A 16,674-nucleotide genomic window follows, 5' to 3' on the forward strand; every position below is an offset into this window, starting at 1 on the left:
CCCGACCCGTCCATCCGCGCGCACGGATCGCCCCGGCGCTAACGCGGCAGCGGCACGCGAAAGACCGCATCGCTCCACCCGTCGCGCGAACAGCGCGGGCGCACGAAGACCGCTTCCGCCCCGTCGGGCGGCATCACGTTGCCGAGGCTGCGGGTGAAGGGCTGCTCGTCCACATGCGGATGCAAGAGCTCGCGGAATCCCAGGCGATTGCCCTCCGCATCGAGAACCTCCCACCCGTCGGCATAATGATCCCACCCCGTATCGGGATGCGCGATTGTCACATGCACACGCCAGCCCATGCCGGTCTTCTCGGGCTCGGCATCCACCACCTCGGGCGCCCCCGCCCCTGCGGGCGGCGCGAGAGCGAGCGACAGCGCGGCGAAGGCCGCGAGGAAAGGAGGTCTGGACATGGGCCGAGCATAGCGCCTTCGCGGCGATCCGTCACGCGCCGGATCGGCCATCGCAGCTTGCCAGCCCCCCTCGTTGGCTTTACTTTCTTGCCTGTAACGCGACCGTGGCGCGTTTCGCCGTCATCCGCCCGATCGCGCCGGGGGCGAAACGCCGCAGGAGAGCCCAAGATGGACATGCCCGCCCCGGATGCCCGCATCCTCGCGCTGAAACCCGCCCTCGTGGACCGTCTGCGCGGGGTGCTGCCCGCGGACGCGGTCATCTCGGACGAAGTCGAGACGCGCGCTTACGAATGCGACGCGCTCACCGCCTATCGCTGCCCGCCCATGGCCGTCGTCCTGCCCTCGTCCACCGAAGAGGTGTCGCAGGTGCTCGGCATCTGCCACGAGATGGGCGTGCCCGTGGTGCCGCGCGGCGCCGGCACCTCGCTGGCCGGCGGGGCGCTGCCCACCGCCGATTGCGTCATTCTCGGGATCGCGCGCATGACCGAGGTGCTGGACATCGACTATGCCAACCGCACCATCCGCGTGGAGGCCGGGCGCACCAACCTTTCCGTCACCGGCGCGGTCGAGGAGGCTGGCTTCTTCTACGCACCCGACCCGTCGAGCCAGCTTGCCTGCGCCATCGCGGGCAATATCGCGATGAATTCGGGCGGGGCGCATTGCCTCAAATACGGCGTGACCACCAACAACCTGCTGGGCGTCACGCTCGTCCTCATGGACGGCACCGTCACCGAACTGGGCGGGGCCCACATGGATGCGGGCGGGCTCGATCTCCTGGGTCTCGTCTGCGGCTCCGAGGGGCAGCTCGGCGTCGTGACCGAGGCCACCCTGCGCATCCTGCCCAGGCCCGAAGGCGCTCGCCCCGTGCTCATGGCCTTCGACTCGAGCGAGGTGGCCGGCGCCTGCGTGTCGGACATCATCCGCGCCGGCGTCCTGCCCGTCGCGATCGAGTTCATGGACCGCCCCTGCATCCGCGCCTGCGAGGCCTTCGCCCATGCCGGATACCCCGATTGCGAGGCGCTGCTCATCGTCGAGGTCGAGGGCTCCGAGGCCGAGATCGACGCCCAGCTCGCCACCATCACCGGCATCGCCCGCCGCCACGATCCGCTCGAACTGCGCGAGAGCACCTCGCCCGAGGAAAGCGCCGCGATCTGGCTGGGGCGCAAATCGGCCTTCGGCGCCATGGGCCAGATCAACGACTACATCTGCCTCGACGGCACCATCCCGGTGAGCGCGCTGCCCCACGTCCTGCGCCGGATCGGCGAGATGTCCGAGGAATTCGGCCTCAAGGTGGGCAACGTCTTTCACGCGGGCGACGGCAACATGCACCCGCTCATCCTCTTCGATGCCAACAAGCCCGGCGATCTCGAGAAATGCGAGGCTTTCGGCGCCGAGATCCTCAAGCTCTGCGTCGAGGTCGGAGGCTGCCTGACGGGCGAGCATGGCGTGGGCATCGAGAAACGCGACCTCATGGGCCATCAATACGATCCCGCCGATCTCGAGGTGCAGATGGACGTGAAGGACGTCTTCGACCCCCGGTGGCTTCTGAACCCTGCCAAGGTCTTTCCGCTCGCCACCAGCGAAACGCGCCGGGTCGCGGCGGAGTGATGACACCCGAAACCGAAGCCGACCTCGCCGAGATCGTCCGCGGCGCCAACGACCCGCTCAGCATCGAGGGCGGCGGCACCCGGCCCATCGGCGGCCCGCGCGGCGGCACGCGCCTCTCGACGCGGGCGATGACGGGGATCACGCTCTACGAGCCGGGCGCGCTCACTCTCGTGGTGCGCGCGGGCACGGCGCTGGAGGAGGTCGAGCAGACGCTCGCCGCCGAAGGTCAGGCCCTCGCCTTCGAGCCGATGGACCATCGCGGCATCCTCGGCACCACCGGCACGCCCACCATCGGCGGGGTGGTCGCGATGAACGCCTCGGGTCCGCGGCGCGTGTCCTCGGTGGGGGCTTGCCGCGATCATCTTCTGGGGGTGCGCTTCGTCGACGGGCAGGGACGCATCGTCAGGAATGGCGGTCGCGTGATGAAGAACGTGACGGGCTACGACCTCGTGAAGCTCATGGCGGGTTCCATGGGCCGGCTCGGCGTGCTGACCGAAGTGTCGCTCAAGGTGCTGCCCGCCCCGCGCCATACCGCCACGCTCTCCTGCGAAGGTCTGGCCGACGGGGCGGCGGTGGCGCTGCTCGCCCGCGCGCTCGGATCGCCCTACGAGGTGACGGGTGCCGCGCATCTGCAAGCCGGGGCGTCGGGCGTGTCCCGCACGCTCGTGCGGATCGAGGGCGCGGAAGCCTCCGTCGCCTATCGCGCGGAGCAGCTGCGCGCGCGGCTCTCGGATGCGGGCGAGATCACGCTCGAGACCGACCGCGAGGCGAACGCCGAGACCTGGGCCGGCATCCGCGACGCGGCGCCTTTCCACGACCACCCGGGCGAGGTCTGGCGCCTCTCGGTCAAGCCCTCCGACGCACCGGCGCTGGTGGCGGGCCTCGAAGACGCGCGCGCGATCTACGATTGGGGCGGCGGCCTTGTCTGGCTGACCCTCCCCGAGGGCGCGGACGGCGCCGCGCTGCGGGACGCGGTCTCCGGGCTGGGCGGGCACGCGACACGCTATCGCGGCGGCCGCGGCCCGGCACTGCATCCGCCCGCCCCGGCCATCGCGACGCTCGAGGCGGGCCTGCGCGCGCGCTTCGACCCGCGCGGCATCTTCGCGGGGCCCCCGGCATGAGCCCGGCCCTTTCGCTCTTCCTCGTGGGTCTGCCCATCGCCACCTTCGCGATCTTTGCCTGCCTTCCCAACTGGCGCAGCTACCTGGTCGGCTGGGCGATCTTCGCGGTGCTTTTCGCCATCGCGGCGACGGCTCCCTTCCCGGTCTCGTCCTCCACCTCGATCCGCGGCATCGACCTGCCACCCGTGCGCTGGAGCCTTCTCGCCGCGCTGGCGACGCTCCCGGCGCAGGGCTGGCGCGCCTGGCGGCACCGGCAGGATCGCGCGTCGCATTACCACCTGGTACTGTTGCCCTCCATCGCCCTGCTGATCCTGGCGGGTTTCCAGATCCTTCCCTGACGCGAGGACCCACCTTGATCGGCCTGTTCATCTTCATCTTCGGCGTGCCCCTGGCGGTCTTCGTGATCCTTCTGATGCTGCGCGACTGGCGAACCTATCTCATCGGGCTGGGCGTGGTCGCGCTTCTCTGCGGGATCGGCGCGCTCATGATCTACCCGCTTTCCCCGCCAGGCGGCCCCGACGACTGGTTCCACGGGATCGAGCAGGTGCCGCTCTGGGGCGCCGCGCTCGCGGCCCTCGCGACGCTGCCCGCACAGGGCTGGCGCGCATGGCGCCGCAAACGGGGCCAGCCCACCCATTACGCAGCGGCGATCGCCCTCACCGTGGGCGTGATCCTTTTCGTCATATTCGGCCCCAGCGTTTTCCTTCTCCGGTAGGACATCATGCAAACGAATTTCTCCGAGACTCAGCTCCGCGACCCCGGCACCAAGCGCGCGAACGAGATCCTGCGCGCCTGCGTGCATTGCGGTTTCTGCACGGCGACCTGCCCCACCTACCAGGTGCTTGGCGACGAACTCGACAGCCCGCGGGGCCGCATCTACCTCATCAAGGACATGCTCGAGAACGAGCGGGTGCCCGACGCCAAGACCGTCAAGCACATCGACCGCTGCCTCTCGTGCCTCGCCTGCATGACGACCTGCCCCTCGGGCGTGCATTACATGCACTTGGTCGATCACGCGCGGGAATATATCGAGGACAACTACAAGCGCCCCCTCTCGGATCGCGCATTGCGCTGGGTGCTGGCGCGCATCCTGCCCTACCCGACGCGCTTCCGGCTGGCGCTGCTCGGGGCCAAGATAGGCCGCCCCTTCGCGCGGCTCATGCCCGACGCCCGGCTGCGCGCCATGCTCGAAATGGCGCCCGAGACCATCCCCCCGGTCAGCCGCAACGACGACCCGCAGACCTTCCCGGCCAAGGGCGCGAAGGCCAGGCGCGTGGCACTGATGACCGGCTGCGCCCAGCGCGCGCTCAACACCGACATCAACGACGCCACCATCCGCCTCCTGACGCGCCTCGGCTGCGACGTGGTGGTCGCGAAAGGCGCGGGCTGCTGCGGCGCGCTCACGCATCACATGGGCAAGACGCAGGAAAGCCACGCGACCGCAGCGCGCAACATCCGGGCATGGACCGCCGAGATGGAGGGGGACGGGCTCGACGCCATCGTCATCAACACCTCGGGCTGCGGCACGACGGTCAAGGATTACGGCCACATGTTCCGCACCGAAGACCTCGCGCCCGACGCCGCCCGCGTCTCGGACATCGCGATGGATGTCTCGGAACTGCTGGTGCAGCTCGACCTGCCCGAGGGCGCGCCCAAGGGCCTCACCGTGGCCTATCACGCGGCCTGCTCGCTCCAGCATGGCCAGAAGATCAAGAGCTACCCCAAGGACCTGCTGAAACGCGCGGGCTTCGACGTGGTCGAACCGGCCGACGCGCATCTCTGCTGCGGCTCGGCGGGCACCTACAACCTCATGCAGCCCGCGATTTCGGCGCAATTGCGCGACCGCAAGGTGCGCACGCTCGAGGCCCGCGCGCCCGACATCATCGCGGCGGGCAACATCGGCTGCATGATGCAGATCGGGCGGGCCACCGACATTCCCATGGTCCACACGGTCGAGCTTCTCGACTGGGCGACCGGCGGCCCGAAACCCCCGGCGCTGGCCAAGGCCTGACCCCGCTCACCCGGCGAAGGAATCCATCTTCCGCGCGAGCTTCACGTCAAGCGAACTCAGCCCGCCCACGTCATGCGTGGTCAGCGTCACCTCGACCTTGTTGTAGACGTTCGACCATTCCGGGTGGTGATTCCACTTCTCGGCCCAGATCGCCGCGCGGGTCATGAAGCCGAAAGCCTCGGTGAAATCGTCGAACTCGAAACTCTTGGCGATGGCATCGCGCCCCTCGACCATGCTCCACCCGTTGTCGGTCAGCGGCGTCAGCATCGTCTTGCGCGCCGTGTCGCTCAGCTTCTCGGTCATTGGTGTTCCTCCTCCGCTGTCTTCCGAAAGGGACCGTAGCCCGTCAGGACCTCGATATCCTCGTCCACGGCCGCGCCCTCCGCCTCGAGATAGTGCGCGACGGCCTGCGCGAAACCCGGATCCCCGATCCAGTGCAGCGAATGGACGGGCTTCGGCAGGTATCCGCGCGCCAGCTTGTGCTCTCCCTGCGCGCCCGCCTCCACGCGCGCGAGGCCGCGAGCGATCGCGTAATCGATCGCCTGATAGTAGCACAGTTCGAAATGCAGATGCGCATGCGCTTCGGCGCAGCCCCAGTAGCGGCCGAAAAGCGCCCGGCGCCCGATCAGGTTCATCGCCCCCGCAACCGGCTCTCCGCCGCGCAGCGCCAGGATCAGCAGGACGTCATCGCGAAGCCGGTCATGCGCCAGGTCGAAGAACGCCCGCGTGAGATAGGGCGTCCCCCATTTCCGCGCGCCCGTGTCCTGGTAGAAGTGCCACATCGCCTCCCAATGCGCGGGCTCGATCGCGTCGCCCGTGAGATGCACGATCTCGCCGCCGAACGCCTGCGCCGCGCGGCGCTCCTTGCGGATCATCTTGCGCTTGCGCGAACTCAGATCGGCGAGGAAGGCATCGAAATCGGCATATCCCCTGTTCTCCCAGTGATATTGCTGCCCCTTGCGCGCCATCAGGCCCATCGCCTCGCCCGCCGCGCGCTCGGCCTCGGTGCAGAAGGTGACATGAAGCGAACTGAGACCGTGCCGCTCGGCCATCTTCACCGCGCCCTCGACCAGCGCGGCGCGCCCGATCTCCTCATGCCCCGGCCGGGTCAGGAACCGGCGACCCGTCACGGGGGTAAAGGGCACGGCGATCTGCAATTTCGGATAGTATCGCCCGCCCGCCCGCTCATAGGCATGCGCCCAGTTGTGATCGAAGATGTATTCGCCCTGGCTGTGCCCCTTGGCATAGAGCGGTGCGACCGCGATCACCTCGTCCCCCGCCCGCGCGCACAGGTAATGCGGCTCCCACCCGGTGCCGGGCCCCACCGATCCGCTCTCCTCGAGCGCTGCGAGAAAGCGGTAGGTCGTGAACGGGTCCTCGGGCCGCCCGCCCTGCGCCGCCTCGGGGCAGGCACAGGCATCCCACGCGGCCTGCCCGATCTCGGACAGGCGGTCATGCAGGGTGACGGTGATCTCGGTCTCGGCCATGTCAGGTGAAACTTGGGGTGGTGCGGGCATGGATCAAGCGGGATGCGCCGCGAGGTATCCCTCGAAGGTGATGTTGTCCGCGCGCCGCCGCGCCACCCGCTCCTCCGCCTCGGACCGGACGGTCCAGCACAGCACCCGCGCGCCGCCTGCCCGCAACTCCGCCACCCGCGCACGGCCCAGGTCGCTCGCCTGGTGACTGACGAAACTCGCGCCCGCCGTCTCGTAATCGGGGATCTCGCGCAGCCGCCTGCGCACGTCGCGCCGCAAAAGCGGCCAGTCGGCGAGCGGGTAAGCGCAGGTGACAAGCCCGCGCGCCCGGTCCGGGCAGAGGTCCCGCAGCGCGATCACCGAATGGGGGTTGAACGACATGAGCGCCGCGTCGCCCGCATATCCCGCCAGGTCGGCGGCGATCGCGGCCTCGAGCCGGCCGTCGGTGCGGCCCATCTGGCCGTGTTGGTCCTTCACCTCGATCAGAAGCGGCACCCGCCCGGCCACCAGCGCCAGCACCTCGGCCAGCGTCGGAATCCCCTCGTCCCCGCCCTTCAGCGCCAGCGCGCCCAGCGCATCGGCATCCTGTTGCGCGATCGGCCCGCGCCGCCCGGTCAGGCGGCCCAGGTCATAGTCGTGAAAGACCATCGCCCGCCCGTCGCGCGAGGGCTGCACGTCGATCTCGATGCCATAGCCTCGCGCGATCGCGGCACGGATCGCCGCGCGCGAATTCTCGGGCCGCGCGTCGCCGAGATCATGCAGGGCCCGATGCGCGATCGGCGCGCGCAGGAACGCGTCGGGCAGCGGGATCATTCGATCTCGAAGATCCCGTCGATCTCGACCGCGACGCCCAGGGGAAGCGACGCCGCCGACACCGCCGCGCGCGCGTGCTTGCCCGCCTCGCCCAGCGCCTCTCCGATGAAGTCCGATGCGCCGTTGATCACCAGCGGCTGGTCGGTGAAATCGGGCGTCGAGTTGACGAACCCCGTGAGCTTCACCACCTGCTTGAGCCGGTCGAGATCGCCGCCGCAAGCCGCCTTCACCTGCGCCAGGAGCGCGATGGCACAGACCTTCGCCGCCCGCGCGCCCGCCTCGACATCCATGTCGTCGCCCAGCTTCCCGGTGATGAGACCGTTCTCGTCCTTGGCGATCTGGCCCGAGACATGGACAAGGTTGCCGGTCTGCACGAAGGGCACGTAATTCGCCGCCGGGGCGGGCGCGTCGGGCAGGGTCACGCCCATCTCGGCCAGTTTCTTCTCGATACGTCCCATCTGCGGCGCTCCTTTTCCTGTCATCTCTCGCGGGCCCTCGGCCCATCGCCGCGACGCTACCCGCGTGCGAGGCGAAAGAAAACACCGAAACGTGCCGGGCAGGCGGCGGTCCCCCCGCGCGGGGACCGACCCCGGTGCACCCGGCTCGCGGCGCACCCCTGTCCGCGCGACGCGGCTTCGGGCCGTCGCGAGGGACGATGCGGCTCGGACGCCAACCCCCGCCGCGACGCACCCGCCGCGACGCTCGTCACGCCTCAGCCCCCCGCCTCCTCGCGGCCCCATCCGCGCATCCTCGACGGGCGCGACCATCCCTCGCAGCCACGCCGCCACGATTTCACGCAGTCCCGACCCGCCACACCCGTTCCGGCGCACCTCGCGAGGACAACAAACCATCAGGCGCACCCTCCCACCAGCCAACGCCTTGAAACCGTGAGGCCCAAGCGCCGCACCATCCGCCGCGGTGCCACGGCCGGATATCCCTGTCGCTCGGTCCCGGTTCGATCCCCGTGCCACCCCTCGAACCGCGCCGGCCGCAGGGTCCGAGGCGATCCGCGGGGCTGCACCCGGCTCGCTCGCTCGGGACGTCACCAAGCGGACGCCATTCGGACCTCTGCCCGAGGTTCTCCTGCGCCGCGTCGATACCGATCCGGCGCGACCCGGCGCCCGAGCCGAGTGCCGGTTCCTCGACACACGCGTGCCTGCTCCTGCGTTTCTCGTGGCCCGGCCCGATAGCGTCAGCCGCGAAATCGCCCCCGACGAGGACGTCCGAAACCACCGCGCAGCCGCGCGTTCCGTTCGTCTTTCCGACCTCCGCGCCCGATCCCTCCCGCAAACCGTCCGGGTTACGCCTAGGGATCCGGCCTGACCCGACGCGCCATTCCGCCGCCCGCCCTATGCACGCCTGCGCCGCGCCTTGTCCCGCCCGCCTGTTCGTCGCCCCGTGCGACATCGCCTCGACCGCGGCGCGGATATCCCAAAGCTCGTCTCGCGCTCCGCTGCCGCGCGGCCGGGACACCGGCCCGACACCCCCTCTCTCATCGCCGCGCCATCACTCATTCCCGAAAGGCCGTCGCGAAATACCGGGTCAGCGGCTCCGCGAGATAGGCGAGCGGTGTTCGCTCGCCCGTGGTGAAGAACGCCTCGACCGGCATGCCGGGGACGAGCGTCACCCCATCGGGAAGCCGCCGTTCCTCTCCGGGGTCGAGCGCGATCTCGGCGCGGTAATACGGCGCGTCGCCACCGTTGTCGTCGACGAGATGCGCCGAGATCACGCGCACGCGCCCGGCGAGGCGCGGCGCATCGCGCGCGGACGTGGCGCCGAGGCGCAGACCCACGGCCTGGCCCGCGCGCAGCCTGTCGATATCGGCGGGCCGGATCCGGGCCATCACCTGCGGGCGTTCGCCGTCCGGCACGATGGCAAGCACCGGCTCGGCCGGGCGCAGGACGGCCTGCCGCGCGTGGATGCGCAAGCCATGAACCACCCCTCCGACCGGCGCGCGCAGGTCGAGCCGCCCGATCCGCGCGCCCAGCGCGGCCAGCCGTTCGCGGGTTTCGATCTCGGTGTGGCGCAGGTCGCGCAGCTGGCCGATCGTCGCCTCCCGCTCGCGCGCGGCGCGGCGCTTTCGCTCGATGGCGATACCCGCCATGTCGCCCTCCATCCCGGCCATGGCGGCCCGCAGCTCGGCGCGCGCGCCCTCGAGCCGCGCCGCCTCCCGCCGCAGCGCAAGCACCCGCGCGGCGGGGACGAGACCGCCCGACAGGAGCGCCTCCTGGCCCGCCAGTTCCTCGGCGATCAGCGCGGCCTGGCGGTCGAGCGCCGCGGCCTGTTTCCGCGATTCGGCCACCTGCCGTGCCAGCTGCCGCAGCCGCCGGTCGAATTCGCGCCTCTCGGCCGCGCGCGCCTCGGCCCAGGCGGCATGGAGCCGCCGTTGACCGGCCATGAGCTCGCCCACCTCCGGACGGGCCGCCGCGGCTCGAAGCTCGGCGCCGAAGGCCGGGGCGGCGCCTGCGTCGCGCGCTGCCTCGAGCCGGGCACGCCGTGCCAGCAGCTCGAACAACCGCGCCTCGGCCACCGCGCGCTCGGCGGCAAGTGCGCCCGCCTCGAGCGTCACGAGCACGTCGCCCGCCGCCACCCGGTCGCCGTCGCGCACGTGAAGCCGCGCAACCACGCCACCCTCGGGATGCTGCACGACCTGCCGGCCCGAGGCGAAATCGACCGTGCCGGGCGCGATGAAAGCTCCCGCGATCCGCGCCGTGACGCCCCAGCCACCGACACCGGCCAGAAGGATCGCCAGCACGGCACAGGCGACGAGGACCGGGCCACGCGCCGCGCCGGGGGAGGTCGCGCGCCGGTTCATGACGCTTTCCGCGCGCCACCGGCGGGCGAGGCGCCCTCCCCCGCCGCGGCCCGCGCCGCGCGGCGGTCGGCCAGCTCCTCGAGCACCCGGTCGCGCGGCCCGAAGGCCCGCGCGAGGCCGTTCTCGAGCAGCAAGAGCAGGTCGCAGGCCTCGACGCTGGATGGCCGATGCCCCGTCAGGATGACCGCGCCACCCGCCTCGGCGAAGCGGCGCACCGCGGCCGTGACCCCGGCCTGCCCTGCGCTGTCGAGCCCGGCATCGGCCTCGTCGAGGACCAGAATGACCGGATCGCCATAGAGCGCCCGCGCCAGGCCGATCCGCTGAACCTCTCCGCCCGAAAGCGGCGCGCCGTCGCGCGCGAGCACCGTGTCGTAGCCCGCCGGCTGGTCGAGGATCATCTCGTGCGCCCCCGCCCATCGCGCGGCGGCGATCACGGCCTCCGGGTCCGGGTCGGGATCGAGCCGCGCGATATTGGCGGCGATGGTCGCATCGAAAAGCTCGACCCGCTGCGGCAAGTATCCGACGAGACGCCCCAGCCGGTCCCCGGCATAGCGGTCGAGCGGCGCGCCATCGAGGCGGATCTTGCCGGCGACCACGGGCCAGAGCCCGGTGAGACCCCGCGCCAGCGACGATTTCCCGGCGCCCGACGGGCCGATCACGCCCAGCACCTCGCCCGGCCGGACCGAGACGCTCAGCCCGCGCAGCGCCGCGCGCACGGCTCCGGGTGCTGCGATGCTGGCCTGCTGCACGTCAAGCCGCGCCGCCGGTCGCGTCAGCGCGAGCGTCGCGCCTTCGGGCGGCGTGTCGCCCAGTGCCTGCGCGAGTCCGCGCCAGCCGCGCCGCGCCTGGTCAAGCGCGCTCCACTGGCCGATCACCTGCTCGACCGGGCCAAGCGCCCGCCCCAGGAGGATCGAGCCCGCGATCATCGCGCCGGGTCCAAGCTCCCCGCCGAGAACGAGAAGCGCGCCGAGACCCAGCATCGCCGATTGCAGGAAAAGGCGGATCGCCCGCGTGAGCGACCCGAAGCCCGCGCCGAGGTCGGCCACCCCGACTTGCCCCCGCAACGCCGCGTCCGCCGCGTCCCGCCACCTGCGCCGCGCGCCTTCACGCATGCCCAGGCCGCGCACCGTGTCCCCCGCCTCGCTCAGGCGGTCGGCGGCCAGGTCCGCACGGCGCTGCGCGGCCATGGCGTCGGCGGCCGGCCCGCGCAGGGCAAGCTGGTGAAGCGCCGACACGGCCACGAGCGTCATGCCCCCGGCAATCGCCAGGATCCCCAGCCACGGATGGAAGATCCATATCCCCAGCAGGAAGACCGGCACCCAGGGCAGGTCGAACAGCGCCAGCATGACCGGCGAGACGATCACCCGCTGCACCGCCTCCAGATTGCGGACCGGGGCGGTCCCGCGCGGGCCCAGCATCGCGTCGAAGAGCCGGTCGCGAAGGGCGTCGTGGAACCGCGCGCCGATCCGCGCCATGATCCGCCCGCGCGACCAGTCGAGCAGCGCCATCATCGCGAAAAGGAACGCGGCCAGCATGGTGAGCGACAGAAGCGTCGCCTCCGACCCGCTCGACAACACCCGGTCATAGACCTGGAGCATGTAAAGCGGCCCGGTGAGCATCAGGAGGCTCGACACGAGGCTCAGAAGGCCCGTGAACCACAACAGCCCCCGGCTCTGCCTGCGCAGGGCCGCCAGTTCGCGCCCGCCCTCATGCGGCCGGCTCATGAAACCATCCCGCGCGGCCCCGCATGGACACGCTTTTTTTGCCACGGGACGGGCGCAACGATCACCAACACTGTCACCTCGGGCCGGATTGCTTTACCTATTCACGGAGATTTATTCGATTCGGGTTTCGATCTTGTGAAGCTGCTCAGCATGATTCCGACCGCCGGACCTCTTGTCCGCGCCGCGCTCCTGGGCGCGGTTCTCGTCACCGCCGCCTGCGCCAAGCCGGATCCCGCCATCACGCGCGGCACCCCCTACGATCCGTGGGAGGAAAGCAACCGCAAGAACCATGCCTTCAACAAGGCGCTCGACCGCAATGTCCTGCGCCCGGCCGCGCGCGGCTATTCCGCCTTCATGGCCGATGACGTGGAAACCGCGATCAGCCGCTTTTCCGAGAACCTGTCGCTGCCGCGCTCGATCGTGAACAACATCCTTCAGGGCAACGGGCTTGGCGCCACGACCGACACCTATCGCTTCGTCGTCAACACGACGCTGGGGCTCGGCGGGTTCTTCGACCCCGCCACCGAACTCGAGATGCCCGCGAATACCGACGCCGATTTCGGCCAGACGCTCTACACCTGGGGCGTGAACGAAGGGCCTTACGTCGAGCGGCCCTTCTTCGGCCCCGCGACACGCCGCGCCGCGATCGGAACCGTGGTCGATCTCTTCACCGACCCGATCAACTACGTGGTGCCGACGCCCGAGCGCTATTACGGCACCGCCGCCTCGGTCTCGTCGGGGCTCACCTCACGCGGAAGGTTCTCGGACACGATCGATTCGATCCTCTACGAGAGCGCCGACAGCTACGCGGCGACGCGCTCGATCTATTTGCAGAATCGCCGGTTCAAGCTGGGCATGGGCCGTGACGATCCCTATCTCGATCCCTATGACACCACCCCCGGCGCGTCCTCCTCGGGCGCCGATTCAGTTTACGAGGATCCTTATGACCAATGAATTTTCCCGCCGTAGCCTGCTTGCCACCGGCACCGCCGCGCTGGGCGCGGTCGCGCTCGGCACGCCCGTCCTCGCCCTGACCGAGGGCGAGGCACGCGCGCTGATCGACAGGGTCGTGGCCGACATCAACCGCGTCATCGCTTCGGGCAAGTCGCTGGGCGCCATGATCGGCGATTTCGAGCGTATCTTCCGCACCTATGCCGACGTGAACATCATCGCCCAATCCACGCTCGGCGCCGATGCGCGCCGCGCCACCCCGGCACAGCTTCGCGCCTATACCGACGCGTTCCGCGGCTACATCGCCCGCAAGTACGGCAAGCGGTTCCGCGAGTTCCAGGGCGGGCAGATCATCGTCAAGTCGGTGCGCAGCGTGAAATCCTGGCAGGAGGTCATCGCCACCGTGAACCTGCGCGGCCAAAGCCCGTTCGAAGTGCGCTTTCTCGTCTCCGACAGGTCGGGCCGCGACCTCTTCTTCGACATGGTGATCGAGGGGATCAGCCTGCGCCTCACCGAACGTCAGGAGATCGGGGCCATGCTCGACCGGCGAAACGGCAATATCGACGCGCTCATCTCCGACCTGCAACGCGCGGGCTGAGCGCGTCACCCGGCGGAACGTCTACCGCCATTCCGCCGGATCGAGCCTCAGCAGCCTCGCGAATTGACGGTAAAGCGCGGGTTCCGCGCGCCGCATCTCGTCCGCGCGCTCGAAGAACGCCTCGAGCGCCACGGCAAAGAACTCCTCGGGGCCCTCCGCCCCGTAGGGATCGAAAAGGCCCGCGTGTCCCCGCTCGACACGGGCGAGATGCGCGTCATAGGCCGTGTCGAACGCCTCGGCCCACGCATCCGCCTCGGCCCGATCCGCCACCGGCGGCAGGCCATCGGTATCGCCCGACAATCCGTCGATCTGGTGGGCGAACTCGTGCAGGACGACGTTGTGCCCGTCGGTATCGTCCGCGCCGCTCTCCTCCACGTGCTGCCACGACAGCACCACCTGCCCCCGCGACCAGCTTTCGCCGATCCGCGTGGTTTCGTGCTCGGTCACGACGAACCCGTCATGCTCGGCCTGCCGCGAGCGGAAGGCGCCCGGATAGATCAGGATCACGGCCAGGTCGTCATACCAGAAATCGCTGTTCGCCACGATGAGACAGGCCTGCGCGGCGATGGAGAGGCGCATCTCCGGTGTGACCTCGAGCCCGTCGCAGCCGACGAAATCCACCTGGTCCAGGAAAAGGTTGATCCGCCCCTCGAACCCCGCGCGCAGCGCCTCGGGCAACCGCCGCGAAAGCGGCACTTCGCGCGCCACGATCGCGCGGGCCTCGGGGTCGAGCCCCTCGCGGAACCGCGCCGTGCGCTGGCGCCGTCGCCACACCTGCCAAAGCGTCCAGAGCCCCGCGGCCACCGCCACGCATGCCAGGAAGCCCCACACTAACGATCGACGCCCAGAAGCTGGCGCAGGATGTTCTCGATCGGGCGGGCGCGGTTCTGCTCGCGGCGCGGGACCTGCTGCACCCGCGGCTGGGGCTGCGGCTCGGGCTGGGGCGGAACGATGTCACGCGCCATGGGCAGGGGCCGAACCTCCATCCCCTCGTGCACGCGCACCATCGTCTCGCGCCAGATATCCGCCGGAAGGCCGCCGCCGGTCACGCCCTTGAGCGGCGTGTTGTCGTCATAGCCCATCCACACCCCTGCGACGTAATCGGCCGTGAAGCCCAGGAACCACGCATCCCGCGCGGCCTGGGTGGTGCCGGTCTTGCCCGCCGCCTCGCGGTCCGGCAGCTTCGCGCGCGTGCCCGTGCCGCTGGTCACGACCTTGTTCATCATGAAGATGAGCTCGCGCGCGGCCTCCTCGTTGATCACTCGCTCGCCGATGCCGCCGCCCGTCCCCATCAGCGGCTCGTCCTCCCCCAGAAGGCGCAGCTCGATCAGGCCGTAAGGCTCCACCGACGACCCGCCGTTGAGGATGCCCGCATAGGCGCCCGTCATCTCCAGAAGCGTGCTTTCCGACGCGCCCAGCGCCAGCGCCGGTCCATCGGCCAGGTCGCTCTCGATCCCGAAATCGCTCGCCACCTTGCGCACCCGTTCGCGGCCCACGCTCTCGCTCACCTTGACGGCGGGGATGTTGTAGGATCGCGCCAGCGCCTCGGTCAGCGTCACGCGCCCGTGGAACCTGCGGCTGTAATTCGACGGGCACCACTGCCCCGATCCGGGGATGTCGAGGCAATAGCGCTCATCCACCACCGTGTCGAACGGGCCGTGCCCCAGTTCGAGCGCCGTGGCATAGACGAAGGGCTTGAAGGCCGATCCGGTCTGGCGGTTGGCCTGCGTCGCGCGGTTGAAGGCGCCCGTGACCTTGGTTTCGCGCCCGCCCACCATGGCGCGCACGGCGCCGTCGGCGCTCATCACGACGATCGCGGCCTGCGCCTTCGATCCCTCGCTCACCTTGTTCTCGAAGATGTATTCCATCGCCGCCTCGGCCGCGCGCTGGATGCGCTGGTCGAGCGTGGTGCGGATGATCACGTCCTCGGTCGTGTCGCGGGTGAAGAACTCGGGACCCGAATCCATGATCCAGTCCGCGAAATATCCGCCCGCCTGCGCCTCTGCCGCCTCCGACAGGGTCGCGGGCTCGGCCCGCGCGATGGCCATCTCCTCCGAGGTGAGATACCCCTGCTCGTTCATGAGCTTGAGGACCGTCGCCGCCCGCGCCTGCGAGCGCTCGAGGTTGGTCGTCGGCGAAAGCCGCGTGGGCGCGGTCAGAAGCCCGGCCAGCATCGCGCCCTCGGCGGCGTTCACGGCACTCGCCGACTTGCCGAAATAGCGCTGCGCGGCGGCCTCGGCGCCATAGGCGCCACCACCGAAATAGGCGCGGTTCATGTAGATCGACAGGATCTCGTCCTTGGAATACTTGACCTCCATCGCGAGCGAGAAGATCGCCTCCTTGACCTTGCGCCACATCGTCGTGCGGCGGCAGTCCTGCACGTAATCCCGTTCGCTCTTCCAGACCTCCTTGTCATACTCGACACCAAGGCACAGCAGCTTGGCCGTCTGCTGCGTGATCGTGGACCCGCCATGTCCGCTGAACGGTCCGCGGCCCTCGCTCAGGTTGATGCGCACCGCGCCGGCCACGCCGCGCGGGCTGATCCCGAAATGGCGATAGAAGCGCTTGTCCTCGGTTGCCACCACCGCGTTGCGCAGGTGACGCGATACCGTGTCGGTCGTGACCACGCCGCCGAACTGGTCGCCGCGCCAGGCGAAGACGTCGCCGTTACGATCCAGAAGCGTGACCGATCCCCGCGACCGCCCGTCGAGAAGGACATTCACCTCGGGCAGCGTGGTGTAGACATATCCCACCGCGATCGCGACGATCAGCGCGACGATCGCCGTCAGACGCCAGGTGATCCCCCAGACCAGGCGCAGCACCCAACGCACGAGCCCCGAGAGCAATCCCACGATCCCGCCGCGGCGCGGTTTCGCCGTGCGCCGCGCCTTGCGCGCGGGCGCCTTCGCCCGTTTCGGCGCGGGTTTCTTCTTGGTGGGGCGCGTGCGCCTATCCGCCACCAGTCTCGGCTTCTTGCCGCCTCTGTCGCTCATGTCCGCTCTTCTGCTGCTGCCCCGAGCCTCTGGTTTTCGGCCACCATAAAGACTTTCGCGGCAAACGTGAAACGGAGACTTCACCCCCGGCACCGGCACGCCGCCCGGTCACAATCCCCGGCGCACACCCTGCCCAATTTCCGGGGCTTTCCCGC

16 protein-coding genes are annotated in these 16,674 nt (G+C 70.0%); 7 read left to right on the top strand and 9 right to left on the bottom strand.

The genetic code is table 11. The features are described from left to right. Window positions 1–38 precede the first annotated feature (38 nt). The gene (locus tag K1T73_RS16385) at window positions 39–410 is read right to left on the bottom strand and encodes a hypothetical protein (RefSeq protein WP_220601724.1); all 372 of its coding nucleotides are present in this window, start codon (window positions 408–410) and stop codon (window positions 39–41) included. Window positions 411–578: 168 nt separating this feature from the next. On the opposite strand from K1T73_RS16385, the gene K1T73_RS16390 reads away from it, so the two are divergent. Genes K1T73_RS16390 through glcF form a run of 5 tightly spaced genes read left to right on the top strand, consistent with a single transcriptional unit; the run spans window position 579 to window position 5,150 of the window. After that, window positions 579–2,018, top strand: a complete 1,440-nt coding sequence (locus K1T73_RS16390) for an FAD-linked oxidase C-terminal domain-containing protein (RefSeq protein WP_220601725.1) — start codon at window positions 579–581, stop codon at window positions 2,016–2,018. Next, window positions 2,018–3,139 (top strand): FAD-binding protein, encoded by a 1,122-nt coding sequence (locus K1T73_RS16395; RefSeq protein WP_220601726.1) that lies wholly within the window; start codon window positions 2,018–2,020, stop codon window positions 3,137–3,139. The genes K1T73_RS16390 and K1T73_RS16395 overlap by 1 nt, the downstream gene beginning before the upstream one ends. Next, complete coding sequence (locus K1T73_RS16400) at window positions 3,136–3,477, top strand: hypothetical protein (RefSeq protein ID WP_220601727.1); 342 nt, start codon at window positions 3,136–3,138, stop codon at window positions 3,475–3,477. Before K1T73_RS16395 ends, K1T73_RS16400 begins: the two co-directional genes overlap by 4 nt. Window positions 3,478–3,491: 14 nt before the next feature. Then, window positions 3,492–3,854, top strand: coding sequence for a hypothetical protein (locus K1T73_RS16405; RefSeq protein WP_220601728.1), 363 nt, complete (start codon window positions 3,492–3,494; stop codon window positions 3,852–3,854). Between the two features lie 6 nt (window positions 3,855–3,860). Further along, window positions 3,861–5,150, top strand: a complete 1,290-nt coding sequence (gene glcF, locus K1T73_RS16410; RefSeq protein ID WP_220601729.1) for a glycolate oxidase subunit GlcF — start codon at window positions 3,861–3,863, stop codon at window positions 5,148–5,150. A 6-nt stretch (window positions 5,151–5,156) separates the two neighbouring features. On the opposite strand, the gene K1T73_RS16415 is transcribed toward glcF, so the two are convergent. From K1T73_RS16415 to K1T73_RS16440, 6 genes are all read right to left on the bottom strand, one after another. Beyond that, on the bottom strand, window positions 5,157–5,453 hold the full coding sequence (locus K1T73_RS16415) for a 4a-hydroxytetrahydrobiopterin dehydratase (protein WP_220601730.1): 297 nt from the start codon (window positions 5,451–5,453) through the stop codon (window positions 5,157–5,159). Next, on the bottom strand, window positions 5,450–6,637 hold the full coding sequence (locus K1T73_RS16420; RefSeq protein WP_220601731.1) for a GNAT family N-acetyltransferase: 1,188 nt from the start codon (window positions 6,635–6,637) through the stop codon (window positions 5,450–5,452). Before K1T73_RS16420 ends, K1T73_RS16415 begins: the two co-directional genes overlap by 4 nt. A gap of 33 nt (window positions 6,638–6,670) precedes the next feature. Further along, window positions 6,671–7,438, bottom strand: a complete 768-nt coding sequence (locus K1T73_RS16425) for a glycerophosphodiester phosphodiesterase family protein (RefSeq protein ID WP_220601732.1) — start codon at window positions 7,436–7,438, stop codon at window positions 6,671–6,673. Further along, window positions 7,435–7,896, bottom strand: coding sequence for a RidA family protein (locus K1T73_RS16430; RefSeq protein ID WP_220601733.1), 462 nt, complete (start codon window positions 7,894–7,896; stop codon window positions 7,435–7,437). The genes K1T73_RS16425 and K1T73_RS16430 overlap by 4 nt, the downstream gene beginning before the upstream one ends. 1,052 nt (window positions 7,897–8,948) lie before the next feature. Continuing rightward, window positions 8,949–10,253: an HlyD family type I secretion periplasmic adaptor subunit gene (locus K1T73_RS16435; RefSeq protein WP_220601734.1), complete on the bottom strand. Its 1,305-nt coding sequence runs from the start codon at window positions 10,251–10,253 to the stop codon at window positions 8,949–8,951. Continuing rightward, window positions 10,250–11,977 carry a type I secretion system permease/ATPase gene (locus K1T73_RS16440; protein ID WP_220601735.1) on the bottom strand — a complete coding sequence of 576 codons (1,728 nt, stop codon included), beginning with the start codon at window positions 11,975–11,977 and terminating at the stop codon, window positions 10,250–10,252. Before K1T73_RS16440 ends, K1T73_RS16435 begins: the two co-directional genes overlap by 4 nt. Before the next feature lie 150 nt (window positions 11,978–12,127). Between K1T73_RS16440 and K1T73_RS16445 the strand changes: the two genes are divergently transcribed. Further along, complete coding sequence (locus tag K1T73_RS16445; RefSeq protein WP_220601736.1) at window positions 12,128–12,931, top strand: VacJ family lipoprotein; 804 nt, start codon at window positions 12,128–12,130, stop codon at window positions 12,929–12,931. Further along, entirely contained in the window at window positions 12,921–13,526 is a 606-nt protein-coding gene (locus K1T73_RS16450; protein ID WP_220601737.1) for a phospholipid-binding protein MlaC, read from the top strand. The genes K1T73_RS16445 and K1T73_RS16450 overlap by 11 nt, the downstream gene beginning before the upstream one ends. A 21-nt stretch (window positions 13,527–13,547) precedes the next feature. Here K1T73_RS16450 and K1T73_RS16455 read toward each other — a convergent pair whose 3' ends face one another. Beyond that, window positions 13,548–14,357, bottom strand: coding sequence for a zinc-dependent peptidase (locus K1T73_RS16455; RefSeq protein ID WP_220601738.1), 810 nt, complete (start codon window positions 14,355–14,357; stop codon window positions 13,548–13,550). Beyond that, a complete protein-coding gene (locus tag K1T73_RS16460) occupies window positions 14,357–16,519 on the bottom strand; it encodes a transglycosylase domain-containing protein (protein ID WP_220601739.1) in 2,163 nt (720 codons plus the stop codon). The genes K1T73_RS16455 and K1T73_RS16460 overlap by 1 nt, the downstream gene beginning before the upstream one ends. Window positions 16,520–16,674 lie beyond the last annotated feature (155 nt).

Source organism: Roseovarius sp. SCSIO 43702 (genome assembly GCF_019599045.1).
Lineage (GTDB): Bacteria > Pseudomonadota > Alphaproteobacteria > Rhodobacterales > Rhodobacteraceae > Roseovarius.